The organism is Methanoregula sp. (assembly GCF_028712425.1).
Classification (GTDB): Archaea; Halobacteriota; Methanomicrobia; order Methanomicrobiales; family Methanospirillaceae; genus Methanoregula.
In genome coordinates, this window is record NZ_JAQTQD010000006.1 from 73962 (window position 1) to 97648 (window position 23687).

The 23687-nt window shown below is 56.0% G+C and carries 29 protein-coding genes; 15 read left to right on the plus strand and 14 right to left on the minus strand.

The window, feature by feature from the left end; genetic code table 11:
• Positions 1–10 precede the first annotated feature (10 nt).
• From PHF39_RS04740 to PHF39_RS04755, 4 genes are all read right to left on the minus strand, one after another.
• Positions 11–271, minus strand: a complete 261-nt coding sequence (locus PHF39_RS04740; protein ID WP_300220844.1) for a 4Fe-4S binding protein — start codon at positions 269–271, stop codon at positions 11–13.
• Between the two features lie 327 nt (positions 272–598).
• Positions 599–2458: a molybdopterin biosynthesis protein gene (locus tag PHF39_RS04745; RefSeq protein ID WP_300220846.1), complete on the minus strand. Its 1860-nt coding sequence runs from the start codon at positions 2456–2458 to the stop codon at positions 599–601.
• Complete coding sequence (gene glp, locus PHF39_RS04750) at positions 2452–3663, minus strand: gephyrin-like molybdotransferase Glp (RefSeq protein WP_300220849.1); 1212 nt, start codon at positions 3661–3663, stop codon at positions 2452–2454. Before glp ends, PHF39_RS04745 begins: the two co-directional genes overlap by 7 nt.
• The gene (locus PHF39_RS04755; RefSeq protein ID WP_300220852.1) at positions 3660–3836 is read right to left on the minus strand and encodes a hypothetical protein; all 177 of its coding nucleotides are present in this window, start codon (positions 3834–3836) and stop codon (positions 3660–3662) included. The genes glp and PHF39_RS04755 overlap by 4 nt, the downstream gene beginning before the upstream one ends.
• A gap of 129 nt (positions 3837–3965) precedes the next feature.
• Between PHF39_RS04755 and PHF39_RS04760 the strand changes: the two genes are divergently transcribed.
• Together PHF39_RS04760 and PHF39_RS04765 are read left to right on the plus strand one after the other, a co-directional pair.
• Positions 3966–4136: a hypothetical protein gene (locus PHF39_RS04760; protein ID WP_300220855.1), complete on the plus strand. Its 171-nt coding sequence runs from the start codon at positions 3966–3968 to the stop codon at positions 4134–4136.
• Positions 4137–4205: 69 nt separating this feature from the next.
• The gene (locus PHF39_RS04765) at positions 4206–4391 is read left to right on the plus strand and encodes a hypothetical protein (RefSeq protein WP_300220858.1); all 186 of its coding nucleotides are present in this window, start codon (positions 4206–4208) and stop codon (positions 4389–4391) included.
• Positions 4392–4698: 307 nt separating this feature from the next.
• Here PHF39_RS04765 and PHF39_RS04770 read toward each other — a convergent pair whose 3' ends face one another.
• On the minus strand, positions 4699–5952 hold the full coding sequence (locus PHF39_RS04770; protein WP_300220861.1) for a Coenzyme F420 hydrogenase/dehydrogenase, beta subunit C-terminal domain: 1254 nt from the start codon (positions 5950–5952) through the stop codon (positions 4699–4701).
• Between the two features lie 2 nt (positions 5953–5954).
• Positions 5955–8015 (minus strand): formate dehydrogenase subunit alpha, encoded by a 2061-nt coding sequence (fdhF, locus tag PHF39_RS04775; protein ID WP_300220863.1) that lies wholly within the window; start codon positions 8013–8015, stop codon positions 5955–5957.
• Positions 8016–8216: 201 nt separating this feature from the next.
• On the opposite strand from fdhF, the gene PHF39_RS04780 reads away from it, so the two are divergent.
• A complete protein-coding gene (locus tag PHF39_RS04780) occupies positions 8217–8843 on the plus strand; it encodes a hypothetical protein (RefSeq protein ID WP_300220866.1) in 627 nt (208 codons plus the stop codon).
• A 73-nt stretch (positions 8844–8916) separates the two neighbouring features.
• On the opposite strand, the gene PHF39_RS04785 is transcribed toward PHF39_RS04780, so the two are convergent.
• From PHF39_RS04785 to PHF39_RS04800, 4 genes are all read right to left on the minus strand, one after another.
• Positions 8917–10020, minus strand: coding sequence for an ABC transporter ATP-binding protein (locus tag PHF39_RS04785; protein ID WP_300220868.1), 1104 nt, complete (start codon positions 10018–10020; stop codon positions 8917–8919).
• Positions 10017–10748, minus strand: coding sequence for an ABC transporter permease (locus tag PHF39_RS04790; protein WP_300220870.1), 732 nt, complete (start codon positions 10746–10748; stop codon positions 10017–10019). The genes PHF39_RS04785 and PHF39_RS04790 overlap by 4 nt, the downstream gene beginning before the upstream one ends.
• Positions 10749–10928: 180 nt before the next feature.
• Positions 10929–11954, minus strand: a complete 1026-nt coding sequence (locus PHF39_RS04795) for a substrate-binding domain-containing protein (protein ID WP_300220872.1) — start codon at positions 11952–11954, stop codon at positions 10929–10931.
• A gap of 152 nt (positions 11955–12106) precedes the next feature.
• Positions 12107–12439: a hypothetical protein gene (locus PHF39_RS04800; RefSeq protein ID WP_300220876.1), complete on the minus strand. Its 333-nt coding sequence runs from the start codon at positions 12437–12439 to the stop codon at positions 12107–12109.
• Positions 12440–12954: 515 nt separating this feature from the next.
• Between PHF39_RS04800 and PHF39_RS04805 the strand changes: the two genes are divergently transcribed.
• Complete coding sequence (locus tag PHF39_RS04805) at positions 12955–13221, plus strand: rubredoxin (protein WP_300220879.1); 267 nt, start codon at positions 12955–12957, stop codon at positions 13219–13221.
• Positions 13222–13356: 135 nt separating this feature from the next.
• On the opposite strand, the gene PHF39_RS04810 is transcribed toward PHF39_RS04805, so the two are convergent.
• Together PHF39_RS04810 and PHF39_RS04815 are read right to left on the minus strand one after the other, a co-directional pair.
• Complete coding sequence (locus PHF39_RS04810) at positions 13357–13575, minus strand: hypothetical protein (protein WP_300220882.1); 219 nt, start codon at positions 13573–13575, stop codon at positions 13357–13359.
• A gap of 101 nt (positions 13576–13676) precedes the next feature.
• Positions 13677–14555, minus strand: a complete 879-nt coding sequence (locus PHF39_RS04815) for a 4Fe-4S dicluster domain-containing protein (protein WP_300220885.1) — start codon at positions 14553–14555, stop codon at positions 13677–13679.
• An 82-nt stretch (positions 14556–14637) separates the two neighbouring features.
• On the opposite strand from PHF39_RS04815, the gene PHF39_RS04820 reads away from it, so the two are divergent.
• The 7 genes from PHF39_RS04820 (at position 14638) to PHF39_RS04850 (ending at position 18619) form a co-directional block, all read left to right on the plus strand.
• Positions 14638–15210, plus strand: a complete 573-nt coding sequence (locus PHF39_RS04820) for a hypothetical protein (protein WP_300220888.1) — start codon at positions 14638–14640, stop codon at positions 15208–15210.
• Positions 15211–15393: 183 nt separating this feature from the next.
• Entirely contained in the window at positions 15394–15927 is a 534-nt protein-coding gene (locus PHF39_RS04825; protein WP_300220891.1) for a YeeE/YedE thiosulfate transporter family protein, read from the plus strand.
• A 2-nt stretch (positions 15928–15929) separates the two neighbouring features.
• Entirely contained in the window at positions 15930–16451 is a 522-nt protein-coding gene (locus PHF39_RS04830; RefSeq protein WP_300220894.1) for a YeeE/YedE thiosulfate transporter family protein, read from the plus strand.
• 18 nt (positions 16452–16469) lie between these two features.
• Positions 16470–16697, plus strand: coding sequence for a sulfurtransferase TusA family protein (locus PHF39_RS04835; protein ID WP_300220897.1), 228 nt, complete (start codon positions 16470–16472; stop codon positions 16695–16697).
• A gap of 64 nt (positions 16698–16761) precedes the next feature.
• Positions 16762–18006: a DsrE family protein gene (locus PHF39_RS04840; RefSeq protein ID WP_300220900.1), complete on the plus strand. Its 1245-nt coding sequence runs from the start codon at positions 16762–16764 to the stop codon at positions 18004–18006.
• An 11-nt stretch (positions 18007–18017) separates the two neighbouring features.
• The gene (locus tag PHF39_RS04845) at positions 18018–18266 is read left to right on the plus strand and encodes a hypothetical protein (RefSeq protein ID WP_300220903.1); all 249 of its coding nucleotides are present in this window, start codon (positions 18018–18020) and stop codon (positions 18264–18266) included.
• A 32-nt stretch (positions 18267–18298) separates the two neighbouring features.
• Positions 18299–18619 (plus strand): hypothetical protein, encoded by a 321-nt coding sequence (locus PHF39_RS04850; RefSeq protein WP_300220906.1) that lies wholly within the window; start codon positions 18299–18301, stop codon positions 18617–18619.
• Here the strand turns inward: PHF39_RS04850 and PHF39_RS04855 are convergent.
• Positions 18611–19078, minus strand: a complete 468-nt coding sequence (locus tag PHF39_RS04855) for a C-GCAxxG-C-C family (seleno)protein (RefSeq protein ID WP_300220909.1) — start codon at positions 19076–19078, stop codon at positions 18611–18613. The two genes, PHF39_RS04850 and PHF39_RS04855, sit on opposite strands and share 9 nt — an antisense overlap.
• Positions 19079–19095: 17 nt before the next feature.
• The gene (locus PHF39_RS04860) at positions 19096–19620 is read right to left on the minus strand and encodes an OsmC family protein (protein ID WP_300220912.1); all 525 of its coding nucleotides are present in this window, start codon (positions 19618–19620) and stop codon (positions 19096–19098) included.
• Between the two features lie 262 nt (positions 19621–19882).
• On the opposite strand from PHF39_RS04860, the gene PHF39_RS04865 reads away from it, so the two are divergent.
• The 4 genes from PHF39_RS04865 to PHF39_RS04880 are packed head-to-tail and all read left to right on the plus strand — an operon-like array spanning position 19883 to position 23681.
• A complete protein-coding gene (locus PHF39_RS04865) occupies positions 19883–20140 on the plus strand; it encodes a 4Fe-4S binding protein (protein ID WP_300220915.1) in 258 nt (85 codons plus the stop codon).
• Positions 20141–20158: 18 nt separating this feature from the next.
• Positions 20159–20572 (plus strand): molybdopterin dinucleotide binding domain-containing protein, encoded by a 414-nt coding sequence (locus tag PHF39_RS04870; RefSeq protein ID WP_300220918.1) that lies wholly within the window; start codon positions 20159–20161, stop codon positions 20570–20572.
• Positions 20572–21948, plus strand: a complete 1377-nt coding sequence (locus tag PHF39_RS04875) for a formylmethanofuran dehydrogenase subunit B (protein ID WP_300220921.1) — start codon at positions 20572–20574, stop codon at positions 21946–21948. Before PHF39_RS04870 ends, PHF39_RS04875 begins: the two co-directional genes overlap by 1 nt.
• Positions 21949–21950: 2 nt before the next feature.
• Positions 21951–23681, plus strand: a complete 1731-nt coding sequence (locus PHF39_RS04880; protein ID WP_300220924.1) for a formylmethanofuran dehydrogenase subunit A — start codon at positions 21951–21953, stop codon at positions 23679–23681.
• Positions 23682–23687: the final 6 nt, after the last annotated feature.

Consider the following 23687-nt stretch of genomic DNA (forward strand, 5'->3'; position numbering starts at 1 on the left):
ATTCCTCGCTTCAGGCCTCAGTCGGAACAACCGCTCCCTTACCGGAGAGACGGATCACGTCCATCGGGCAGGCATTCACGCAGACGCCGCAGCCGGCACAGAGCTCGGCCTTGACATCGAGGTGGATCGACTTGCCGTTCTTCACGGCATAGATCTTCTCCTTGGTTGCCGGGTCCACGGTGTATAGCTCAAGGGCATCAACCGGGCATGCGATGACGCAGTTGCCACAACCGGTGCATCGCTCCATGTTTACATGTACAGAAAACGCCATGCGTATCACACACACTGTCGTCGTAAAATTATGATTTCCCGGCTAGTTAGTTAAAGGTTTCCAAATGAACAATCATACAACTTCATTAAATTAGGTTTATCAACAATTTTTTTGAGTTGCATGTACTTAACCTATGACGGAAAACAGATCGGATCTTTCCAGGGTTCCGGGGCTGAAATGAAGATACTCCCCATTGAATATAATCTCATTTGCCGGAAAAAGTTAACCATAATTCATTGATTACGGGAGAGTCTAGTGAAGAATCCAGAAATTATGAGCGTCCCGGGCAAATGATGGCTGAAAATCGGTTGATTCCCGGGATCCGTCTCAGGGATTGCCGGGCCGGATCCGCCCGGTCTCCCGGGTCTCATATCCCCCAAGTATGCCAAGAATGGCCGCGAATTTGGGTGAGCGCACTGCACCGATCAGCGCACGTACCCGCGGATCATTCTCATGTTCTTTCCGGAATGCGAGTTCGTACCGTTCGCTGGCAACTGGCACGAACGGCAGCCCGAGTGCCTTTGCCGCACTGTACACACAAAGGCCGGCATCCGCTTCGCCGCTTTTGACTGCAAGGGCGACGGCGATGTGCGTTGTCACCTCGCGTTCATACCCGGGAATCGATGCCGGATCGATACCGGCTTTCTTCAGTTCGTGATCGAGAAGCATCCGGGTCCCCGATCCTTTCTGGCGGTTGATGAACGACCGGCCCGGGAGATTCGCAAAAGAAATGCCGTCCCGCGAAACAACTCCCTGCTGCCGTTCTGCAATACAGAGAAGGTCGACTGAAGTTTCGGGCAGGTATTTCCGGATATACTCAGTGTTATACGACCCGTCATCCGCGAGTAGATGGGTCGGGGCCATATGGCATTCGTTCTTCCTGAGAGCGAGGATCCCTCCCATGCTCCCGATATGCGTTGAAAGGAGGGAAACGCCAGCGGGGCGGATCAGGTCCGCAAGGTAATCGAGCACCGGGTCATGGCTGCCGGTAATGATGAGGGCATTCTTTACCTCCTCAACCGGGACCATCAGCCGGGCATCAACCTCATCGCCCGCATCGTACCCTTCCGAGATGCGGGGCAAGCGGAGATACGAGTTGGCCCGGATAGCAGCCATCTGGACCCCGGCACCCTTGGACTGCGGCGAGACCACCCAGCGCCCTCCCACATTTCCCAGCGTGCAGAGCACGAACTCGTCAGAGCCGACCTCTTTGGGGAGGGAACTGGTGACCTGTGCCCGTATCGTTACCGGCTCAGGGACATGCAGGCCGTACTGACGCAGGAACGGGAGGACGAGTTCGCGGAGCACGGTCAGGGCAGAGAGTGGATAGCCCGGGAGCCCGAAGACCGGCTTTCCCTGGACCTTCCCGATAATAGCCGGCTTCCCGGGCTTGGTGGCAATCCCGTGAATGAGCACCACACCAAGATCACCAATCACGTCGGCAGTGAAATCCCGGGTCCCTGCGGATGAACCGGCAGAAACAATAACGATGTCGTTTTCCCGGACCGCGGTTGCAATGGCGTCCCGGATCTTCTCTTTGACATCCTCGACAAAGGGGTAGCGCGTGCAGGTTGCTCCTGCCTCTTCGAGCATCGCTTTTGCCATGACGGTGTTGCTCTCTACAACCTGCCCCGGCTTCGGACGTGTCCCGGCAGCAACGAGTTCGCTCCCGGTCGGGACAAGCCCGATACGTACGGTGATGACATCAATTCCCGTAATCCCGTACGTGCCGAGTCCACCCGTCTCATGGGGGCGGATGCGATGGCGGGAGGTCATGACCATCTCGGACTCGGCAAGGTCCTCACCGGCCGGCCGGACATGCTGCCAGGGGCTCGCGGATTTCCGGATGGTATACTTCCCATCCGCTTCCCAGACATCCTCGATCATGATCACGGCATCGTATCCCGGGGGAACAACATTGCCGGTATTGAGGCGCACAGCCTGCGACAGGGTAACCGGATGCTGCTCGGACGCATCCCGGGTTTCGGCACTGACAACCGCGATGCCGTCCATTGCCGAGACATGGATCTCCGGTACCGAGTACTTCGCAAAGATCGGGCTGGCAGTTATCCGGCCGGCAGCGTTTTCCAGCGGGACCGTCATTACCGAAGGGGCATTTGGAAACTCGCGGGAAAGAAGCAACAGGGTATCGTCAAGCGACTGCACCTGCAAATACCGTTTTACCATAAGATCACCTCGACACCGCACCCTTTCTCAAGCCCCTCGTACCCTGCCGGGATACGGATGAGCCCGTCGCTCTTCACCAGGGTGTTGAGGAGCCCGGACTTGCCAAAGAGCGGCGTCGCAATGCCGTCTTTTACCATAACACGGACATATTCTTCACGCCCGCGCTGGGAGGGAACATTCTCGCTGAGCGTTGCGTTCACCGTCCGGAGAAGAGGCACCTCCTGCCCGAGCAGGGCGTCGAGCAGGGGGCGGACGATGGCGATCAGGACAACATATGCTGATGCCGGGTGGCCCGGCAGGCCGAATACCGGCTTGTTGTCGATCCTTCCAATAATCGTCGGCTTGCCCGGGGCGATGGCGATACCGTGCACCAGCACTTCACCCTTTGAGGCGATGACTGCAGCAGTCATATCGCGGTCGTCCTTGGAACTGCCTCCCGAGAGGATCACAACGTCGCATTCCAGGACGGCACGCTCAATAACAGCTTCAAATGCACTGCGTTCATCCTTCACGATACCATAGAGGCGGGGGACACAACCATACCCGCCCAGCCATGCCGCAAGCATCGGGCCGTTCGCATCGCGGACCTGGCCGGGTTCCGGCACAACGTTCGCCGGCACAAGTTCATTACCGGTCGATATAATCCCGACAATGGGCTTCCCTGCCACGGCCACAGCTGCGCAGCCGCACGCTGCAAGGACTCCGGCATCCTGGGGGCTGAGCCGCCGTCCTCTCCGGAATACGACCTCACCGGAGGTAAAATCCTCGTTCCGCTGCAGGACATTCTCCCCATGTGAGACAGGCCTTTTTACAAGAACCGTATCGCCGGCTTCCTCCGAATACTCGAGCATCACGACCGCATCTGCACCATCCGGGAGTACGCCACCGGTCGGGATGTATACGCACTCGCCAGTTCCGACATGAAGGTCTTTCTTATCGTTCCCCATCGCGATCCGCCCGGCAGAACGGAGCAAAGCAGGGATCGATTCGCCCGCCCCGGCCGTATCACCAGCCCGGACTGCATACCCGTCGACAACCGAACGGTTGAACCCGGGAATGTCCCTGTCGGCAGTAACATCCTGAGCCAGAACGCGGCCTGCTGACTGCTCGGCGGGAACCCGCTCGATCTTCTGTGGCCGGACTGCAAGCTTCTCCGCTATGGCCACTGCCTCTTTAACCGGGATAACTGTGAGGAACCGGCTCATTTAAAGCAGCCCAGCTGGCAGCCCCGAATCTTGATCCGGTTCTTCGTGCAGAACTCCCCCACTTCATGGATGGGGACACCTGCCTTTTTACTCAGGGCAAATGCCTGGGGACAAGTAATCTCCTGTGAGATGCCGGCATCCTTCAATGCTTCTGCAATCTTCTCGTCACTCATGAGTCTTCGTATTCTGATTATCTCCTGATCAGGTATACCCCTTATGGATCAGGATTATGGTCCGCCGTGTCCCGTGATATCCTGGTACATTAAAAAGATGTATGTAGGAACAGACGAAATCACATGATCATGGCGGAAAAACCAAAATGCGATCGGTGCGGCTGTGAAGCGATCGGCTTCCAGTCTATGGAGGGAGGTTTTGAATATGTCTGCAAGGATCATGCCGACAGCCTGCTCCTTGCCCTCAAACCCGGCGAGAAGAAGACCTACGGGGTCTGTTACCTTGAACGATACCCCTGATGCTGATGAGTACCTTCCCTGCACGGCAGAGCCCGCGCCATTACTAAGACACTTCCGGTGAACCTGACCATGGCTGAGAACCATAAATGCGAACAGTGCGGCAAAGATGCCATCGGCCTCCAGTCGCTGGGATTCTGCGTCTCCTATGTATGCAAAGACCATGCCGACAGTTCCCTTCTCGCGCTCAAACCCGGTGAAAAGAGAGCATACGAATATTGCTACCTCGAACGGTTCGATGCACCAGATGAGAAATAATTTTTGAAAATGCCCATGGCTGAAGGCACTGCTGCGACCTGAAACAATTCAGAACAACTTTTTTGGATCAGAAAAGCCCGTTCACCGGATCGATCCTGCCCGGACGATATTCTGGAACCGGGACAGGATGTACCGCACAGGATATTTCCGCTGGTTTTGCAGTACCCGGGTAAAGAGGGGTGAGTCAGGTATATACGAAAGGCCCAGAGGTGATCTGTGAGTGTGGCCTTCCCGTATACGATCCGTTGTCAGTTGCTGATGCAACCCGTCCCGGAGTTCTACCTGACCCACCTCACGCGTAAAAAAATTAGTGCCCCTTGTGGGGATTGAACACATTCAGGTAGATCATATCACTGCCAGTGTTGTGCAACCGTGAGCGTTCCTCCCTTTCCTCAGCATATGCAAGGATCGGAAGTTCCATGTCCTGTCCGGGGGTGTGGCCGAACATCTTCTCAAGCTCGACCTGCTGTGCGTGCATGAAGAGTGCGTTGGGGATCTCCGCAGGGCAGAGTTCCTGGCACTGGCCGCAGTTCACACAGGAGTCCGCGATATGGGAGAACCGGATCAGGTGGAACATGAAGTTCGGCGGAAGTTCGCCGGGCTTGACATAGGCCGGGTTCTTGGTCGTGCAGTCCACGCAGTAGCAGATGGGGCAGGCCGAGATACAGCTGTAACACTTGATACAGCGGGAGGTCTCCTGCATGATCTTCCTGAGCCGGTCCTTGCCCTCGCCAAGTGCCTCGAAGTCGTGCTTGCGCCACTTTTCGCCAAGCTTGAGCATTGCGCCCTCGACCTTTCCACGGATCTCGAGGCCCTTGGGATTGGCTGCCTCGGTCGCAAGGATGCCGTTCTTGACTGCGCCGGAGACGAGGTTTGCACCCTTCTCGGAGCAGACTTCGACAAATGTGGCCTTGCCGGCCTTCTCGCCGATGACTCCCCAGTTCCCGCAGGCAAGGTCAGCCTGGCGGGGGATCTTCATCTTGCAGCGGCGGCAGTTGCTGCGCCGCCCGTAACCTGCCTCTTCGAGTTCGTCAACAGAGATGCCCTTGTGGCCACCCTCGTACTCGATGATGAACTGGCCCTTGTCGATCTCTTCCTTGTGGACCTTGTCCGGGTCAACGCCATACTTCTCGGTGATCATCCTGCGGGCAAGGACCGGGCTGACCGATCCACCGCAGTTGACACCGATCATGACAACGTTGTCGAGGTTGATCTGTTTGCGCTTGGCGAGTTCGTAAAACGCCATCGCGTCGCAGCCCTTCACGGTGACACCGATCTTCATGTTCTCGGCGCCGTCCATGTACTTCTTGATTAGTTTGGGCAGGAGGAGCGTCCCGCAGTGGAGGGACCCGGCAGTCTTTGCGAGTTCTTTCGGATCCGAGATGAGCACCGGCTGGGCGTCGTAGAGGTCGGTCCCCTTGGTGATGACAAGGACAGCGTCAACTGCCTTGGACTCAAGCGCGAACTTCCAGAGTGCCGTAACAGCACCGCCGAGCTCGGCCTTCTTCTTGATCTCTGCGTCGTTGGTCCATGCGTAGAGCATATCGCCTTTCTTTGCCATGATCAGGCCTCCTTGATCTTCTCGATCTTACACGCACATGCCTTGAATTCAGGGATCTTTGCAACCGGGTCAAGTGCATTGATGGTGAGGATATTTGCTGCACACTCGATGAAGTGGAACGGGATGAAGACAACTCCCTTCTTGATGGTCTTCGTGATACGTGCACCAATCTTGATGTCTCCACGGCGGGAGGACACCTTGAGCATCTCCTTGTCCTTTATGCCCAGTGCCTTTGCATCTTCAGGATTGATCTCGACCCAGCCGGTCGGCTCCTCGCGCTCCAGGCTTGGGGAGCGGCGGGTCATGCTGCCGGTATGCCAGTGCCAGATACAGCGGCCTGTGGTGAGGAGGAACGGGTACTCCGCGTCCGGAACTTCAGCCTGCGGTTTCCACTCGATTGGGGTGAAGATCCCAAGACCGTCCGGGTGGGAGAACTTCTCCTTGTGCAGGATCGGGGTGCCCGGGTGTTCGGCAGTCGGGCAGGGCCAGTGGAGTGCTTCGGGCTTCTCGAGCCGGGCATAGGTCATTCCACCATAGGAAGGGGTGACCTTGGCGATCTCGTTGAAGATCTCCTCGGCGCTCTTGTAGGGGAACTGCTTCTCGTATCCCATTGCCGCTCCGAGTTCACAGATGATCTTCCAGTCAGCACGGGCTTCTCCGGGCGGGTCCTGGGCCTTTCTCCACTTCTGGACACGGCGTTCGGTAGAAGTCTGGGTGCCGTCTTTCTCGGCAAAGCAGGTTGCCGGAAGGACAACGTCGGCGAGCTGGGCGGTCTCGGTCAGGAAGATATCCTGCACGACAATGAACTCTGCGTTCTTTAAGCCCTTCTCTACGTGGTGGAGGTCCGGGTCGGAGAGCATCGGGTTCTCACCCATGATATACACGCACTTGACCTTCCCGGGCTCGTCAGCGAGAGTGTTGATCAGCGTGGTGACCGTGAGGCCTACTTTGCCCTCGGCAATCTGGCAGCCCCAGGCGTCTTCCATCTTCTTCTTCATCTCGGGGACGAGGACGGACTGGTAACCGGAGTACACATTTGCAAGGGCTCCCATGTCGCAGGCCCCCTGGACATTGTTCTGGCCACGCAGTGCGCAGATACCTGTGCCGGGCCTGCCGAGATTGCCGGTCAGCATCTGGAGGTTTGCTACCGACTTGACATTGTCCACACCGGTTGTGTGCTGGGTAATACCCATCGAGTAGAGGACTGCGGACTGGCCGGACTTCCCGAACCATTCAGCCGCCTTGATGATGTCTGCAGCAGGAACGCCCGTGATCTTCGAGACGTTCTCGGGGCTGTAGGCATCCTTCATCACAACTTCCTTGACCTTCTCAAAGTCCTTGGTGCGGTTCTTGATGAAGTCCTTGTTCTCCCAGCCGTTCTTGAGGATCAGCTGCATGAAACAGTTCAGCAGTGCGACATCGGTACCCGAGTAGAACTGCAGATGCAGGTCGGCGATCTTCCCGGTCGGGGTAAGACGGGGGTCGGCGTAGATGATCTTTGCGCCTTTCATCTTGGCCTGCATGATGCGGCGCCCGATCAGCGGGTGCTGCTCGAAGGTGTTGGTACCGATGACCAGGAGACACTTCGATTCGGCAATATCCGCAATGGACTGGGTCATTGCACCGGACCCGAATGCGCCGGCAAGACCAACGACCGTGGACGCATGGCAGAGCCGGGCGCAGTGGTCGATGTTGGGAGTCTTAAGAACAGCACGGGCAAACTTCTGCATCAGGTAGTTCTCTTCATTGGAGACACGGGCGGATGCAAGGCAGGCCATCTCTTCGCCCTTGTAGGACTTGAACTTCTGGGCGATGAGCTTGTAAGCTTCGTCCCAGCTGGCTTCAACAAATTTGCCATCCTTCTTGATGAGGGGCTTTGTTAACCGGTCAGGGCTGTTAATGAACTCCCATGCATAGTTGCCCTTGGGGCAGAGCTTGCCTTCGTTGACGGGATTGCGCTGCCATGGCTGGACACCGACAACCTTCTTGTCCTTGACAACAAGGTTGAATCCGCAACCCGTGCCACAATACGGACACGTTGTTGGAACATACTTGAATTCCATGTATGACACACCTTTTAACAAAAAAAAGTCGGATGGAAACGATATTTAAGCATATTGAAAAAATCACAAAAAATGATTAATAATGGTGGGTCAAAGCGTATTTCAGGATATGCTGGGTAAAATGCTTGTACCAATTATCGCACAAAATCAATTGACCCCCATTTATCCGATAATTGTTTTATATGAGGGAGCGCGCACGTCATGAAACCACCTAAAATCCTCCCGATTGTGGCTACTATCGTCCAGAGCGCGATTTCCCTAGTTGATGGTGTTACATTCGACGGACATACCGTATGTCCCGCATGTGGTGGCCCCCTTGCCGGTTATGATACGAAAAGAAAACAGTACGCACACCTTATGATCGACAATGAACAGAGAACAATGTATGCCTCTGTGAAACGGTTTTCTTGCAAGAGCTGTGGAAAACTCTGTTATGCCGATGAACCGTTCTATCCCAATACCCGAATGGGTTCCGCTATCGTCGATCTCTGCGTTGCATTCTCAATGACGATGCCGGTCAACCGGGTTCCGGCATATCTCGCTGCAGTGGGTATTATTGTGGACCGCTCCAGCTGCCGTCTCTATGTACAACATATTTGTAGTTGCCACGTGCGGATCAATTGCCGCTACCTGGACTTAGACAACAAGTTAGGTATTCACCTGCCCCTCTCCGTTCTCTCACTCTCTGCTCTAGCATACCGTCATGAAATGGGGGAGTACATCGATGAATCAAAAGTGCTTGAAGCCTGCAGTTTTCCTTCTGCGCAACGGAAAGCGAGGAATTTTCCATTACCGCAGAAGCGCTGGATAAACCGGGAATTTTACTAATAAGACCGGCAAGCTCTTCTTCAACAATTTGTCGGCCTGTCGGAATTTCCGGAAATGTGGTGTGCCAGAATAATTATCCAGCCGCATTTCTATCCCCGTCTTCCTGCAGGACATGGATCGCAGTTGCCTTGACTCCGGCAATGACCAGGGATCCGGGCGAGAGCCCAAGATCGGTGCACGACCTGCGGGTGATCAGGGCAATGAGGGGAAATCCGCAGTCCACCGTGACCCGGACAAACGGTCCGGACGGGACGATCTTTTTGATCCGGCCGACAATCCGGTTTCGCATACTGGTCTTTTCAGAGACCGAGTCAGAAGGGATCAGGGTGACGTCCTCCGGGCGGATGCAGAGCGAGACCCATTTTCCCCCCGGGATATCCGTAAGCGCCTCAAAACAGGTCTCCCCGACGCGGATGAGGGCATGTCCCCCGGTGTTCTCGATCACCTGTCCGCCGGTAATGGCATCGATACCGACAAAACGGGCAATCTGCCTGCCTTTGGGCTGGTATAATATTTCAGAGGAACTTCCGACCTGCGCCAGGAGGCCGTCCATGATCACACCGATACGGTCGGCAAGCCGCTGCCCTTGGAGCATATCGTGGGTGGACATAACTATCGTAGTGCCGAAGCGTTTGTTGATCCTGACAATCAGGTCCTCGATCATCTCCGACGAAACCGGATCGAGGTTCGCGGTCGGTTCGTCAAGGAGGAGGACTTCCGGTTCGGTGACCATGGCGCGGGCAAGGGCAACCCGCTGCATCTCACCCCCGGAAAGGGTGACTGCCTTTCGCCTGTACAGGTCGGCAAGGCCGACAAGGTTGAGGGAAAAATTCACCTTCTCCTCCGCTTCTTTTGCAGGTACTCCACGGAATTTCAGGCCGAACGCGACATTCTCAGCAACTGTGGTATTCAGGACGGCCGGTTTCTGGAAGACCATACTCATCCTCCGCCGGATGGCAAGCCGGTCCTTTTCAGGACCCGCGGTGTCGGCACCATCGAAGAATATCTTCCCGGAACTCGGGGAATCAAGGAGATCGATAAGCCGGATAAGGGTGCTCTTGCCACTGCCGCTTGGGCCTATCAGGGTGAAGATCTCGCCCCTGCGGATCTCGAGAGTCACGTCCCGCAACGCTTCTTTTGCTCCGAACGCCCGGGTGAGCTTTTCAATCCGGATCATCCGTGCGGACCTCCTCCGGCAATCTGCTGCATGTCAGACGACAGAGCCGATGTTATCAGGTTCAGGATAACAACCACGATCAGGGCAATCACCAGGAGGATGATCCCAAGGGCGATTGAAAGGGCGAAGTTTCCCATCCCTGTTTCCAGCGTGATCGCCGTGGTCAGCACCCGCGTATGGTCCCGGATGTTCCCGCCGATCATCATGGCAACCCCGACCTCAGCGATAGCCCGGCCGAAGCCAAGGACGACTGCGCTCAGGATGGCAAACCGGGCTTCCCTCACAATCTCGATGATCATCTGGAACTGGGTCGCCCCCAGCGATACGAGCGTGTCGCTGATGCCCCGGTCGATCCCGCGGAGGGCGGAGATAACGAGCCCGATCATGATCGGGATGATGAGGACGGTCTGCCCAAGGATCATGCCCTGCGGGGTGAAGAGGAGGCCGATAAATCCCAGCGGGCCGCTCTTCGAGATGAGGAGGTAGAGGACAAGGCCGACAACAACAGTCGGGACGGAATAGAGGGTCTGGATGAGGATGATGACCGCACGCTTGCCGGAAAAATCATTGAAGTGGATCAGTGCGCCGGCCGGAATGGCAATAAGGGCGGCAATGATTGTCGCCGAGAGGGAGATGTACAGGGAGAGGACCGCGATCTGCATGACCTCTGGATCAAGGGTGATGATCAGGTCGATTGCCTGGACAATGCCATTGGTTATGTCGCTCACTTCAGTGCACGCTCCTCCTACAGATCATGTCAGTTTTCCCGTGCTGCTAATGTCCTGATAACCGGTATTTACTTCTTATCCCTGTTAAGGAAATCGCCTGCACCCGTGTCGAACTGGTTTCCGGAATAAAACCTGCGGGCATTCATCGCCAGAGAAACCACAAGGAAAAAAAGGGAGAGATTATGCCGTGGTGGCAGCAGTTGCCGGGGCGGTTGCCGTTGCGGGGGCCACTGCTGTTGCCGGTGTGCTGTAGTCGCCAACCCAGCCTTCCTTTGCAGTCGGGACCTCGACAGTCATCGGGATGAAGAGGGCCTTGCCGTACTTCTCGACACCGAACTTGCCGATCTCTGCCTGTGTGTCTTTCGAGATCAGGAAGTTGATGAAGTTGTTGGCCATCTGGATCTTTTCAACCGGCTGCTTATCGTTGTACACTGTCATGACGCTGTAGATGTTTAAGAGGCTCGCGCCCTTGCTCACGAGAGGAGTCAGCTTGAGGTCCTTCTTGTAGGCGAGGTATGTGCCTTCATCGGTCAGGACATAGGCATTCTTCTCGCTTGCCATCTGGAGGGTCTCGCCCATTCCCTTCCCGGCTTCTACATACCAGACACCGGACTTCTGGACCTGTGCAGTGTAATTGTACCCGGCATTCTTCCAGACCGTCTTCTCTGCAGAATGGGTACCGGAGTTGTCACCGCGGGAGATGAAGGCTATGCCTGCTGTCTTGTTGGTTCCCTTGACAAGGAGCGTGGTAACGGCAGCCTCGGGAGTCATGTCCTTGATCCCTGCCGGGTCCGATTCAGGTCCGACGATCAAAAACGAGTTTGAGGCAAATGAACGCCTGTTCAGGCCATAACCGTCTTTCATGAAGGCCAGTTCCTGGGTCGGCGAGTGGACGAGCAGCACGTCAGCATCTCCGTTCTTTGCGAGCTCGATGGCCTTGCCGGTGCCCTGCGAGGTGATCTTCAGCTGGACATTGTACTGCTTCTCGAACATCGGCTGGAGGTAATCCAGAAGACCGGTGTCGTAGAGGCTTGTCGTGGTTGCGATGACAAGGGTCGACTGGGCGCTCTCGGTCGCGGCTGCCGGTGCAGTTGTCGTCACCGCAGCGGGCTTGGAAGGAGTACTGGTACACCCGGCGATGAGGGCGGAAACAAACAGGACTGCAATGAGGGTTGCAGTAATCCCGATATACACATTCTTTTTCATAGTATGACCGGAATCAATTTTTCAAAGGGTAATAATTGAATGTTTCTTTTCGCATGAAGTAAAATAATCTTTCAATCAGCTGATAACCAGATGGTTTGTATCAGATTTCATTGATTTTTTTCAGAGTAAAGTACATTTTAAAAACAGGCGGGTCACTTTGCGATCTTGTTAAAAAGGTCCGGGGGGATGATACGAGAAATATCGGCGGAATATTTCTCCTTCATCAGGTCCAGCATCTTCCTGCTTCCCTTGGCGGTAGTGAGGATGCCAACACGTTCTGCGCGGGTGATTAGCTCTTCTTCTTCCATCATGGCAAAGTACGGGAGGATATAGTAGTGCGGGACATCCAGAAATTCCGCGAGCCTCCTCGTTGTCGGGAACCGGATCCGTAGTGCATCCCCGGTGAAGGTAAGGGAGATCGACTGCTCGATAATCTGGATACGAATGGCAGCATCAAAGAGGATATCGATCGAGAGTGCAGCCATGAGGAGTTCCTGTACCTTAATTGGGTGCAGCGGACTAAAATAGTATCATTCTTGGATTATGCCAGCCAGACAAGGATATTTTGTTGTGAGGGGTCCCCACCCCCCGAAAATCCCGGCCCGGATCCGGCACCAGGGTCCCCCCCTCCCACTCAGGGACCCCTACCCACCCCTCCATTATAGGAGGGGTACCTACCCCTCTCTTTTTTTGTTCCCGACCGGCCGGGAAAACACGATTCCGTCGGAGAGTTCAGGCGAAAAGCCTTTGCTGCCTGTGCAAAATCGGAGGGGTCCCCATCCCTCCTGATCAGGGAGGGGGGGTAGGGGTCTTTTACCGCGGGTTTCAAAATGGCGGGGTGGGGGGTGGGTCCTTGCTGGGTAGGGGTGGGTACCCCCCTTCTGAACCCATGAACTCTCTTCCCGGCAACGACAAAACCACGTCTGTCCATTAATTTCAATACCCTAATAAGGGGTGAATGATAATAGGATTATGTTACCTATTTCCAGAGGTTATCACGATGGACAAGTATGTGTGTATGATGTGCGGTCATATCTATGACCCGGCAGTTGGCGAGACCAAGGCGTTCAACAACACGATCCTGGTCAACACGGACAGGATGGAACTCTACGAGGGCAAGGTCATGGCAGCAACCCCGATCAAGGCAGGCACTGCCTTTGCAGACCTCCCGGCCGACTGGAAATGCCCCTCCTGCGGCCACCCGAAGTCCTATTACCGCCGGATGGAGCCCGACACGCTCCGTGCCATGCGGACGATCAGTTACTGATGTGAACCAGACCGTTCACAAACATTTTTTTCCTTGATCCCAGTCCCTGCCAGCTCCCGCTCTGTACCGCAGGGTGATATTACAAAACGGATCCCCAAGTAACAGAGAGCTGCACTGCCCCTTTTTCTGATCGTATCAGGAGCCGCTCACCGTTGGGATCTGCCCCTCAACGGTCTGTTTGTAGAGCCGCTCGGGGAAGGTGGCGTGAAAGATTGCAGCGTACATCGGGTAGGGTACCGGCGCATGGAACTTTGTTATCCCGCCGGGAAATACCACGGCCATCGTCTGCGTCTTGACATCGTATCCCAGTTCACGTATCCCGTTCGACACGTGCCTGTCCCAGACCATGTTCATGATGTTCTCCCAGGCACACAGGGGTGCCTTACGCGGCAATGGATCGGCCGCAAGGATAAGGATTGCGGGACGTTTCAGGATATGCAAAAAAGAGCGGGGGATTATCCCTCTATCATCATGCTAATTGTCTTCTTGAACTCATCGAACTCGAGTTCGTCCAGCTGCTCGGGCAGGAGCGAGCCGGTTGAGGCCTGCCGGTAGATCCAGTAGATGACCTTGTCCACGACCCGCATGACGTCGTCCGTTGTCTTTACATCGATGAGGTGCCTGCCGATCTTCGGATGCCGGCCCCGGTGTCCCCCTACGGTGATACGGTATTCCGGCTTGGTGCCCTGGATGATGTGGAAGGGGCAGGGCTTGATGCAGAACCCGCACTCCATGCATTTTACGGCATGGAGGACGATAATCCCGTCCTGGACCTCGATGGCTTTCTCACGGCAGTAATGGGTGCAGGTCCCGCAGCCGGTACAGAGCCCGGGGTCGCGGATCGGCCGCTGGATACCGGTGATCCCGATCTCGTTGAGCCGCTCGCTCTCGCACCCGTTCGGGCAGGAGGAGATGGCGATCCGGACCTTGATGGGGAGTTCCTTGCCAAAGAATTTCTTGTCGATCTCTTCGGCAAGCCCCACGGAATCGATAATCCCGAACTTGCAGTGCCGGGTCCCAAGACAGGAGGTGATGTTCACAACTTCCTCGCGTTCGGCCCCAAGGGGAGTCCCGTTTGCAGCAAGATCGGCAACGAGCTCTTCGAGTCGTGACGGGTCCATGTGCGGGAGCTCGATCGTCTGGCGTGTTGTCAGGTGAAGGTTCTCGATCCCGTACTTTTTTGCGATCTCGCCCAGGCCTTTCATCCGTTCGGGCGTGATCATGCCGGCCGGCATGCGGAGCCGGACGATACAGAAGTCGGGATCGATCTCGGTTATGATCCCGCCGCGGGTGAAGAGGTCCTGGTTTAGAGGGGATCTCTGGTGTCTTGGCATATCATACCTCTATGTACAGTGTTAATTGAAAGATATTGTCACTGTACTAAAAATTAAACTGTTTATTAACAAATAGGAACATATGACGAAACCATCGGAATACATGGAGGCTTTTTTCGGGGTCGAACTGAACCAGAAGTTCGAGGATATGATAAGCGAGCTCAAAAATGTGGAAGAGAGCCTCAAGGACTTGTCGCAGGATATTGGCAAACTTGGGGGAAACCTCTCACCGGAAGACTTCAAGGGGCTCGTTAAGGAGTGCCGGGCAATTTCCTACGAGAACGCACAGCAGATCAAGGATGTCCGGACATTTCTTGACTTTTACCTGAAGTCAGACAAGACTTCAACCCATATTATCCTCGAACGCGATGCCTACATGAAGATCTACCAGATCTTCAAGTGGGATGGGTCAGATGTCCGGGACCTGAAGCGCTGGATCAAGGAACTCAGGGAACTCTGCGACAAGATCGGGCTCAATGTCCGTGACCTGATCAACTTCAAGAAGCTCACAGCCAACCCCGTTCCCGAGGAACTGGTAAAATTCCCGGTATATGCCTTCGACAAGCAGGGGTACTGCCTTACCGGCCCGGCCTACGATATCGTCATGCATATCGATGAAGTCCGCGAGAAGATGGCCGAGAATAATTCGTCATAATCCCAACCCTTTTTGCCTCCTCTTTTTCTGACCCGCAAATACAATCCTACAACGGGTTTTGTCAGCATCTGTTAACGAGAGTTAGGTAACGATGAAACAAATATAAAACGCATTAATTTATTATAATTAACCGATTTGAAGATTTCACTAAATTTATTTACCTTGGGTATGAATCATAGGATCATGGCCGAAACCAAGGCAAAAACAGATGAGAAAACCTCATGCCTGGATACCATGGCGAAAAACCCCCTTTACGTCGGGCTCGTCATCGGTATCCTCGCTGCGGTTGTACAGGCACTGCTGATAAGCGCCGGTGGACCGGAAGCCTACGGGTTCTGTGTCGCCTGCCATACCCGTGATGTGGTCAACGTTGCGGTGAACGATATTGCCGGGACAAAGCTCGCCGTTGCAGCGATCTCCCAGAACGCGATCCTGCCGATGCTGACTGTTATCGGTGTCCTTATCGGTGCGTTCGTCTCCGCCCGGTACTACCAGGAGTTCCGGACCAAGGCTGGCAAAGCCTCGTCTTATCTCTGGTACCTGATCGGCGGATTCTTCTTCATGGTCTTTGCCCTCTTCATGGGTGCCTGCCCGTACCGGCTGGGCCTCCGGATCGGGTACGGCGATGTTGTTGCACTTATCGGGGTCATCGCGATCATCGTCGGTGTCCTTGTCGGGATCAAGATCGCCACCAGCCTTGCGGAGCGTGAGGGATAATCATGGCGGCAGCAGGCTGGTTAACCAAGGACGTCGCCGTCATCGCCGTCCCTATCGTCTCGCTCCTCCTCGGTCTTCTGATCGGCTGGCTCGGCCAGCGGTCCGGGTTCTGCTCGATTGGCGGGTTCCGTGACTTCTTCATGTTCAAGCACACCCGGCTCCTGTACGGGTACCTGATGCTGATCGTGGGAGCGTTCGTCAGTTATCTCGTCCTCTCGCTCATCACGCCATCGGCATTCGAGAACTTCTTCTGGCTCCTCCACAAGGGCCTCATGCCCGTTCCCGGTGCTCCGGCGAACCTGGCGCTTACCGCTTACATCCTCCTTGCAGTCATCGGCGGCATCATGATCGGCCTCATCGGAGTCCTCCTGGGCGGCTGCCCGCTCCGGCAGGTTGTCATGACCGCTGAAGGAAACATCCGGTCCCTTCTCTTTGTGATCGGGATGTGTATCGGTGCCGTCCTCTTTGCGGCATGGATATCCGGCTGGGTGGTTGGGATCTTAAAGAGCATGGGGCTGGCATAACGGGGTTGGGTGAAAACAATGGCAACCAAAAACCTTGACATAACCGGAAAAGTCTGCCCGTACTGCCTCCTTGCAGTCCAGAAGGCATCGGCATCGTTACAGAAAGGCGACGAACTGCGGGTCTCCTGCGATCATCCGCCGGCAGCAACCACGACCATCCCGAAGTTCGCGGAGGACAACGGGATGACCTGTGCGGTAACAAAGACAGCACCGGGCCTCTGGGAGATCCGGCTGACGAAAAAATAATCCCAACCTTTTAACACAACCCATAAATAATCATGTCTGTCTAACTTTAGAGGAGAAAGACGACATGAATCCCCATTTTTTTCTTCTTGGCGGATCCCTATCGCAGGAGCGTCTTGCGTGGATTGGGGAGTGCCTGAAGTTTTACTTTGTCAGGCTCAATCCCGAGGACCTTCTCCACCATACCAAATCGCATGAAGGCGTGTTTACGTTCCTTCTGACCGGTGACGCCCTCTACAGCCTCCACGAGCCCGATACGGCACGAATCTGGGAGATCATACTGGGACTACCTTCCGTCCGGATCATCTGTGACCGGCACGAGCTGGCACTCCGGGGAATCTCGGTCGAAGGCCTGAAGATGAAGCACCCGGACCAGATCCTCAATTATAACCGTCTCGGCGTCGGAGGTCAGGCATCGTTCTGGAATGATGTGGCAAGAATTGCCCGCCAGCACGAGCAGCCGGTACCAAGCACCATCGGGTATCTCCAGCTCGATTCTCCCTATATGCACCGGTCTTCGCTGTCAGCACTGAAGTGCCTCACCGCGGCCCTGGAGGCTCATGCCTCGGTTGAATTCTATGCGTATCTTGACGGCGTCCACTGCGGCCACCATGGCCAGAACCCGACAGAGTTCGACAATATCGGTTCCGGCCTTGAAGAGATCAGCGAGAAGGCGGCAAAACGAGGATTGTTGTGCCAGATGATTGCCTGCAGCAGGTGTGCCGCAGCACGGGGGTATAACACCTGGGATGACGGGCAGGGGCAGATCGTTTCGACCTGCACCATCAAACCCTTCCGGATCCGGAACCTGAACGAGATGATTGACCGTTTCGCAAAGAACCACATCATCCTCGGGGAGAACGTGGCGTCGATCCAGATGAAAAAAGATGGGCAGACCTCTTCGTTCCCCCTGGAGGAACCCGGACGGTCACCTCCCGTTACGGTTCTCATCACCACAACACCCTATGGCACGGAACGGGCATTCGGGGGAGTCTCGTTTGCCATTGCGTGTGCGGCACAGGGCATCCCGACCCAGGTGATCTTCATCGAGGACGGTGTGTATGCCCTGGCCGGCAGTCACACGCAGGAAACCGACGCCCGGCTCTTCAACCTGCAGGAAGTGATCGATGCCGTGGCAGGAAGCAGGAACCTCGAGCTCTTTGCCTTCCAGCCGTCCCTCCACCAGCGGGCGCTTGCCAAGAACGCAAAGATGAACGCGGTGCTCGACATCGGAATGGCAGAACTCGGCCAGCTGCTCTTTTACCCACCAAGGGGCCTCCAATCGGGCCACCGTCGGCTCATCATCTTCTGACGGCGATCTCCATGACAGGGAAACACGCCAATATCCCGGACTTTTCCGACCTCACCTGCACAAACCTGATGATCCGGCTGAAGATGCTGCTGAAGAAGACTCCTCCCGGTGTTCCGGTTGCGTGTTATGTCAGGAGAGGCCAGCGGGACACGATCGAAGTCCCGTTCGCCCGGTCCGGGTATGAGGTCAAAGTCCAGAAGGCAGACGCCCACCGGTACCGCGTGAGCCTGACCAAAAAGGAAACGGAGATGGATCTCTGATGACTCCTGCGCCTTCTGTTCCCTCGGTTCTTATGACATTTACCCGGCACGACCGGTGGTACTGCATCTTCTCCATTGCCGGCAGGAACGGGGAGTTCCTCTATTATACCCATGAGAAAAAGCCCCTCCGCTCGCTCATGTTCGGGGAAAATTTTACCGGGCAGGTGCCCGGGCTGATGAAGAAGGAAGAACTCTGTATCGAATGCGGGCTGGGACTCTCGGTGAAAGGCGGTGTTGCGCTGGACGATGGAGACCTCATCGCGTGGCACTGCACGGTGGAAGAAGCAAACACGATCCTTAAGGCGCTGAGGGAAACCCTGGGTAACGAAGGAAAGCAAATCACACTATTCTGAACCTGCTGCGGTCTCCCGCAGGATGATCTTTGCTACCGCTTCTGCAACCTCCCCGGTGAACGCTACGCACTGCTGCATATGCTCGGGAGATTTCAGCACCATCCCGTGTGTCAGGGTGCGGCAACAGAGGCAGCCATGCTGCCGGACAAAGAGCGCGTGGAGTTCCCGGCACAAGCCAAGGCAGCGGTCGATCCGTGGGTCGCCGGCCCGGTCCCTGCCAAAGACCATCCCGAGGGCCATCACGCCTCCGGTCACGGCGCCGCAGGAACAGCCCGATCCACCGATACCGATGGGAAAGCCGGATGCGAGCCGGATGACCGATTCCGGGTAGCCGAGCCCGAAGCTATCGTTGATTGACTTGACGATGGCTTCTGAGCAGTAGAACTGGCCGGACCGGTAATACTCTTCGGCGATCTTCCGGACCTCCGCGGGATCTGCCGATCGGAGAGGTACCTGCATAAGGTCCCCAAAAAAAGTTATTTCTGGAGCCGTACTTCGGCTTTCAGGGCGATCGCGTTCCTGATGGTGAACATGCCCATGCACCGCTTGAGGGAGTACTCCTTCAGGTCCTGAACCTGTGCATCGGTTGCATCCCCCTTCACATCCATAAAGACGCGGTACTCGGTGATGAGTGGATTGTTGCCGAGATCGAACTGGGCCGTATAGTCAAGGTCGGCCTCGACCCGGGTCTTCACGGAAACAAGCTTCAGGTTGCGCATCGCTGCCTCGGTGACAAATGTACTGGAATAACAGGCTGCAAACCAGAAAAGACCGAATGCCATCGGGCCGGGCCGGCAGGCGGGGCCGGCAAAGTTGGGGTGGCTTGCCTCCATCGTGTAACTGCCGTCTTTAGTCTTGACTGTTGAACGGAACTGCGGGCCGCCTTCCTCAAAGAGCCAGTCTCCCTCAATCTTTGCAGTGAACTTTGCTTCTTTGGGATCTGCCTGGATCTCTTTTTTGTACTGGACGACCTGTACGGTGTCGATGTTGTTGAGTGCCATCGGGTTAACCTCGGATCAGTATTAGTTTGCAACGGTAAAAAAATTTGTTAACCTTTTTGTCAATCTCAATAGCAATAGTTTTACTTCCGACGGAAAGTTCAGGGAGTTCCCTGTACGGAAAGACACACGGTTTCGTCGGAGAGTGGGAGGCCCGCTCAAATGATTTAATTGATTTCAATCAGCAATTCAAAAGGTTTATTTATTTCACTAAACTAACGATCGATCATAAAAAAAGAAGTTAACTTTTAACTGTGTGATGTGCATGGCGTTTTCAGTACATGTCAACATGAACCGCTGCACCGGATGCGGCATCTGCGTGGTTGCCTGCCCGGTCAATGCTCTTGAGCTGCATACGGTCGACCCGGTAACGAAGGAGAAGATCTATCACGTCAAGGACGGCAAGTCCATCAGCATGGACGTGAAGCTCGAACTCTGTGCCGGCTGTGGCGTATGCGTGGCAGCATGCCCGTACAAAGTGATCACCCTTGCTGGTAAGGGGATGACCAACGTTCTGGTGTAACATTCGGAGTGGAACTAGATGGCAAAAATTCACCTGAACATGATTACCCAGCGTTCGATCGAGGAAGGAGCTGCAATGGAGCAGGGAAAGACCAATCCGAACTACTTCATTGCCTGCTCGATCTGCGAGATGAACCCCGAAGACATGAGGAAAGCCGGCATCTGGAAGAACACTAATGTCCGTGTCACCAGCGAGTGCGGTACCGTTATCGTGAAGGCCATTGAGCCGACCCAGTACTGCCCGCCCGGCCTTGCCCACATCCGCCAGGGTGTCTGGGCAAACCAGGTTGTCCCGCCCCGGACCCAGTCCACCGGCACCCCGCAGTACAGCGGCTTTCCGGTGACAATCGAACCGGCACCGAATGAGAGAATCAAAACTGCCCTTGAGCTCGTGCAGGGCGCTGTCGGGCTCTGGCAGGGAGGGAAGATATAATGCCTAAGCTTATCAAAGGCGTCGGATGCCCGTACTGCGGCTCATCCTGCGACGATATCGAAGTCCTTGTTTCGGACGATGAGACCAAGGTCCTCGAAGTCCACAATGCCTGTATCATCGGGACCAACCTGTTCCACCATGCAAACGACCCCACCCGCCCCCGGCTCCCGCGCAAGCGTCAGCCCGACGGCTCGATGAAGGAGATCCCGTACGAGGATGCTATCGACTATATGGCAAAGACCATGCTCGCGGCAAAGAAGCCCCTGATCTACGGCTTCGGTTCCACCAACTGCGAAGGCATGAGCGCAATCGGCCGCATTGCAGAGAAGTCCGGTGCGGTGCTCGACAACTGCGCAACCATCTGCCACGGCCCCTCGTTCCTCGCGATCTTCGACAACGGGTACCCGAGCTGCACGCTCGGTGAGGCCAAGAACCGTGCGGATGTCGTGGTCTTCTGGGGCTGCAACCCGATGCACGCCCACCCCCGGCACACTTCCCGGTACTCGATCTTCCCCCGCGGCTACTTCACCCAGAAAGGCCAGATGCAGCGGACAGTCCTCTGTATCGACCCCCGCGAAACCGACACCGCGAAGCTCGCCGATCACCACCTGATGCTCGACCAGGGCCACGATTACGAGCTCTTCAATGCCTTCCGGACCGTTCTCCGGGGCCACGACATCCCTGACGTTGTCGCCGGGATCCCCAAGGAGACCATCAAGAAGTCCGCAGAAATCATGAAGAACGCAAAGTTCTGCATGATCTTCTTCGGTATGGGCTGCACGCACACCGACGGTCGCAACCACAACATCGACCATGCCATCAGCCTGACCCGTGACCTCAACGACCACACCAAGTGCTCGATCATGGCCATGCGGGGCCACTACAACATCGCCGGCCCCGGCCAGGTCTGGGCCTGGCAGTTCGGCTTCCCGTACTGCATTGACCTCTCGAAGGGGACCCACGCCCACATGAACCCGGGCGAGACCAGCTCCGTGGACCTCGCAATGCGCGACGAAGTGGACTGCTTTGTCAATATCGGTGCCGATGCCGGTGCCCACTTCCCGATCCAGCCGGTCCAGCACTTAAAGAAGCACCCGTTCATCGTCATCGACCCGAACTTCAACATGGCTAGCGAGATCTCGGACCTCCACATCCCGGTCCGAATTGCCGGCGTTGACGAGCCGGGCGTTGTCTACCGTATGGACAATGTGCCGATCCAGTTCAAGGCCGTGCTCAAGGGACTGCCGGGCGTTCCGAGCGATGAGGAACTCTTCGACCGGGTCTATGAGCGCATGTGCGAACTGACCAACACCAAGCCGATCTGGCTTGCTGCAAAGGAAGACCGGAGATACCCCGAATCAGAGGCGGTGAGCTAAAGATGTCTTCAGGAGAACTTATTGTCAAGGGCGGCTTTGTCATCGACCCGACCCGGAAGATCAACGGTGATGTCGGCGATATTGCCATCAAGGACGGCAAGATTGTCGAGAAGGTCAGCTCCTCGGCCAAGGTAATCGATGCGAAGGGCAAGGTTGTCATGGCCGGCGGTGTCGATGTCCACTCCCACGTGGCAGGCCCCAAGGTCAATGCCGGCCGGCTGATGCGTCCCGAGGACAAGCTCCGGGCAGGTGTCTGCCGGAGCGGGATGGCACAGAAGAACGGTTTCCGCATGGAATCCGGTTTCTCGATCCCCTCGGTCTTCAGGACAGGGTACGAGTATGCCCGCATGGGATATTCGTTCGTCATGGAAGCGGCAATGCCCCCGCTCCTCGCCCCCCATACGCACGAGGAGATCCACGACACACCCATCATTGACGAGGCCGCACTGCCGGTCTTTGCCAACAACTGGTTTGTCATGGAATACCTCCGGCAGGGAGAGGTCGAGAACACGGCAGCCTACATTGCGTGGCTCCTCAAGGTGACAAAAGGCTATGGTGTCAAGCTCGTCAACCCCGGCGGCACGGCAGCATGGGCCTGGGGTCTCAACTGCTTAAGCATCAACGACCCGGTCCCGTACTTTGAGCTCACGCCGGCAGATATCATCAAGGGCCTGATCCAGGCAAACGAATATCTCGGGCTCCCGCACTCGATTCACATCCACCAGAACAATCTCGGCAACCCCGGAAACTATCCGGAGACCCTTGCGTCCCTCAAGCTCGCAGAGGGTGTCAAGGCCAAGAACAAGTTCGGCCGTGAGACCGTCATGCACTCCACCCACCTCCAGTTCCACTCGTATGGCGGGGAGGGCTGGAAGGACTTCTGCTCCAAGTCCAGGGAAATCATGGACTACATCAACAAGCAGAAGAACATCACCTTCGATCTCGGCTGCGTGACGCTTGATGAGACCACCACGATGACCGCTGACGGCCCGTTCGAGCACCACCTCCACGGCCTCAACCACCTGAAGTGGACCAATGTGGATGTCGAACTGGAGACCGCCGCCGGCGTTGTCCCCTACATCTACGACAAGGATGTCCTGCCCAATGCAATCCAGTGGGCAACCGGTCTTGAACTTGCACTCTTTGCAAAGGACATGGACCGTGCCTTCATCACCACCGACCACCCGAACGCAGGGCCGTTCACAAGGTATCCCCGCGTCATCAAGTGGCTCATGAGCAAGAAGGCCCGCGAGGCAACCCTTGCCACCATGAAGAATACCGACAGGGTCATCAATGCAACCTACATCCACGGCATCGACCGCGAACTCAGCCTCTACGACATCGCCCAGATGACCCGGTCCGGCCCGGCAAAATGCCTTGGCCTTGCCAGGACCTACGGAGGTCTCGCACCCGGCATGAACGGCGACGTATCCGTCTTCGACCTCAACTACAAGGACATGCCCAAGGACGCCGAGAAGATCGAGGCGGCATTCCAGCGTGCAGCCTGCTTCATCAAGGACGGCGAAATTGTCGTCAAGGACGGCGAAGTCGTCAGCCACGGCCACAAGAAGACCGTCTGGGTCAAGGTCAAGATGCCCGAGAATCCGCAGGTCACCCGCGATGTCAGCCAGGCATTCCACCGGGGGACCTACACGGTCGACATCAGCAACTACCCGGTCCGCGAATACCTTGCACCGCACCAGTCGATCATCGATGTGAACGTGGAGGCCTGAGGTCGA

What these genes read in the sequence shown, in the direction of transcription:
- PHF39_RS04740 (WP_300220844.1), bottom strand. Translation starts at nt 271, where the DNA reads ATGGCGTTTTCTGTACATGTAAACATGGAGCGATGCACCGGTTGTGGC.
- PHF39_RS04745 (WP_300220846.1), bottom strand. Translation starts at nt 2,458, where the DNA reads ATGGTAAAACGGTATTTGCAGGTGCAGTCGCTTGACGATACCCTGTTG.
- glp (WP_300220849.1), bottom strand. Translation starts at nt 3,663, where the DNA reads ATGAGCCGGTTCCTCACAGTTATCCCGGTTAAAGAGGCAGTGGCCATA.
- PHF39_RS04755 (WP_300220852.1), bottom strand. Translation starts at nt 3,836, where the DNA reads ATGAGTGACGAGAAGATTGCAGAAGCATTGAAGGATGCCGGCATCTCA.
- PHF39_RS04760 (WP_300220855.1), top strand. Translation starts at nt 3,966, where the DNA reads ATGGCGGAAAAACCAAAATGCGATCGGTGCGGCTGTGAAGCGATCGGC.
- PHF39_RS04765 (WP_300220858.1), top strand. Translation starts at nt 4,206, where the DNA reads ATGGCTGAGAACCATAAATGCGAACAGTGCGGCAAAGATGCCATCGGC.
- PHF39_RS04770 (WP_300220861.1), bottom strand. Translation starts at nt 5,952, where the DNA reads ATGGCAAAGAAAGGCGATATGCTCTACGCATGGACCAACGACGCAGAG.
- fdhF (WP_300220863.1), bottom strand. Translation starts at nt 8,015, where the DNA reads ATGGAATTCAAGTATGTTCCAACAACGTGTCCGTATTGTGGCACGGGT.
- PHF39_RS04780 (WP_300220866.1), top strand. Translation starts at nt 8,217, where the DNA reads ATGAAACCACCTAAAATCCTCCCGATTGTGGCTACTATCGTCCAGAGC.
- PHF39_RS04785 (WP_300220868.1), bottom strand. Translation starts at nt 10,020, where the DNA reads ATGATCCGGATTGAAAAGCTCACCCGGGCGTTCGGAGCAAAAGAAGCG.
- PHF39_RS04795 (WP_300220872.1), bottom strand. Translation starts at nt 11,954, where the DNA reads ATGAAAAAGAATGTGTATATCGGGATTACTGCAACCCTCATTGCAGTC.
- PHF39_RS04800 (WP_300220876.1), bottom strand. Translation starts at nt 12,439, where the DNA reads ATGGCTGCACTCTCGATCGATATCCTCTTTGATGCTGCCATTCGTATC.
- PHF39_RS04805 (WP_300220879.1), top strand. Translation starts at nt 12,955, where the DNA reads ATGGACAAGTATGTGTGTATGATGTGCGGTCATATCTATGACCCGGCA.
- PHF39_RS04810 (WP_300220882.1), bottom strand. Translation starts at nt 13,575, where the DNA reads ATGAACATGGTCTGGGACAGGCACGTGTCGAACGGGATACGTGAACTG.
- PHF39_RS04815 (WP_300220885.1), bottom strand. Translation starts at nt 14,555, where the DNA reads ATGCCAAGACACCAGAGATCCCCTCTAAACCAGGACCTCTTCACCCGC.
- PHF39_RS04820 (WP_300220888.1), top strand. Translation starts at nt 14,638, where the DNA reads ATGACGAAACCATCGGAATACATGGAGGCTTTTTTCGGGGTCGAACTG.
- PHF39_RS04825 (WP_300220891.1), top strand. Translation starts at nt 15,394, where the DNA reads ATGGCCGAAACCAAGGCAAAAACAGATGAGAAAACCTCATGCCTGGAT.
- PHF39_RS04830 (WP_300220894.1), top strand. Translation starts at nt 15,930, where the DNA reads ATGGCGGCAGCAGGCTGGTTAACCAAGGACGTCGCCGTCATCGCCGTC.
- PHF39_RS04835 (WP_300220897.1), top strand. Translation starts at nt 16,470, where the DNA reads ATGGCAACCAAAAACCTTGACATAACCGGAAAAGTCTGCCCGTACTGC.
- PHF39_RS04840 (WP_300220900.1), top strand. Translation starts at nt 16,762, where the DNA reads ATGAATCCCCATTTTTTTCTTCTTGGCGGATCCCTATCGCAGGAGCGT.
- PHF39_RS04845 (WP_300220903.1), top strand. Translation starts at nt 18,018, where the DNA reads ATGACAGGGAAACACGCCAATATCCCGGACTTTTCCGACCTCACCTGC.
- PHF39_RS04850 (WP_300220906.1), top strand. Translation starts at nt 18,299, where the DNA reads ATGACATTTACCCGGCACGACCGGTGGTACTGCATCTTCTCCATTGCC.
- PHF39_RS04855 (WP_300220909.1), bottom strand. Translation starts at nt 19,078, where the DNA reads ATGCAGGTACCTCTCCGATCGGCAGATCCCGCGGAGGTCCGGAAGATC.
- PHF39_RS04860 (WP_300220912.1), bottom strand. Translation starts at nt 19,620, where the DNA reads ATGGCACTCAACAACATCGACACCGTACAGGTCGTCCAGTACAAAAAA.
- PHF39_RS04865 (WP_300220915.1), top strand. Translation starts at nt 19,883, where the DNA reads ATGGCGTTTTCAGTACATGTCAACATGAACCGCTGCACCGGATGCGGC.
- PHF39_RS04870 (WP_300220918.1), top strand. Translation starts at nt 20,159, where the DNA reads ATGGCAAAAATTCACCTGAACATGATTACCCAGCGTTCGATCGAGGAA.
- PHF39_RS04875 (WP_300220921.1), top strand. Translation starts at nt 20,572, where the DNA reads ATGCCTAAGCTTATCAAAGGCGTCGGATGCCCGTACTGCGGCTCATCC.
- PHF39_RS04880 (WP_300220924.1), top strand. Translation starts at nt 21,951, where the DNA reads ATGTCTTCAGGAGAACTTATTGTCAAGGGCGGCTTTGTCATCGACCCG.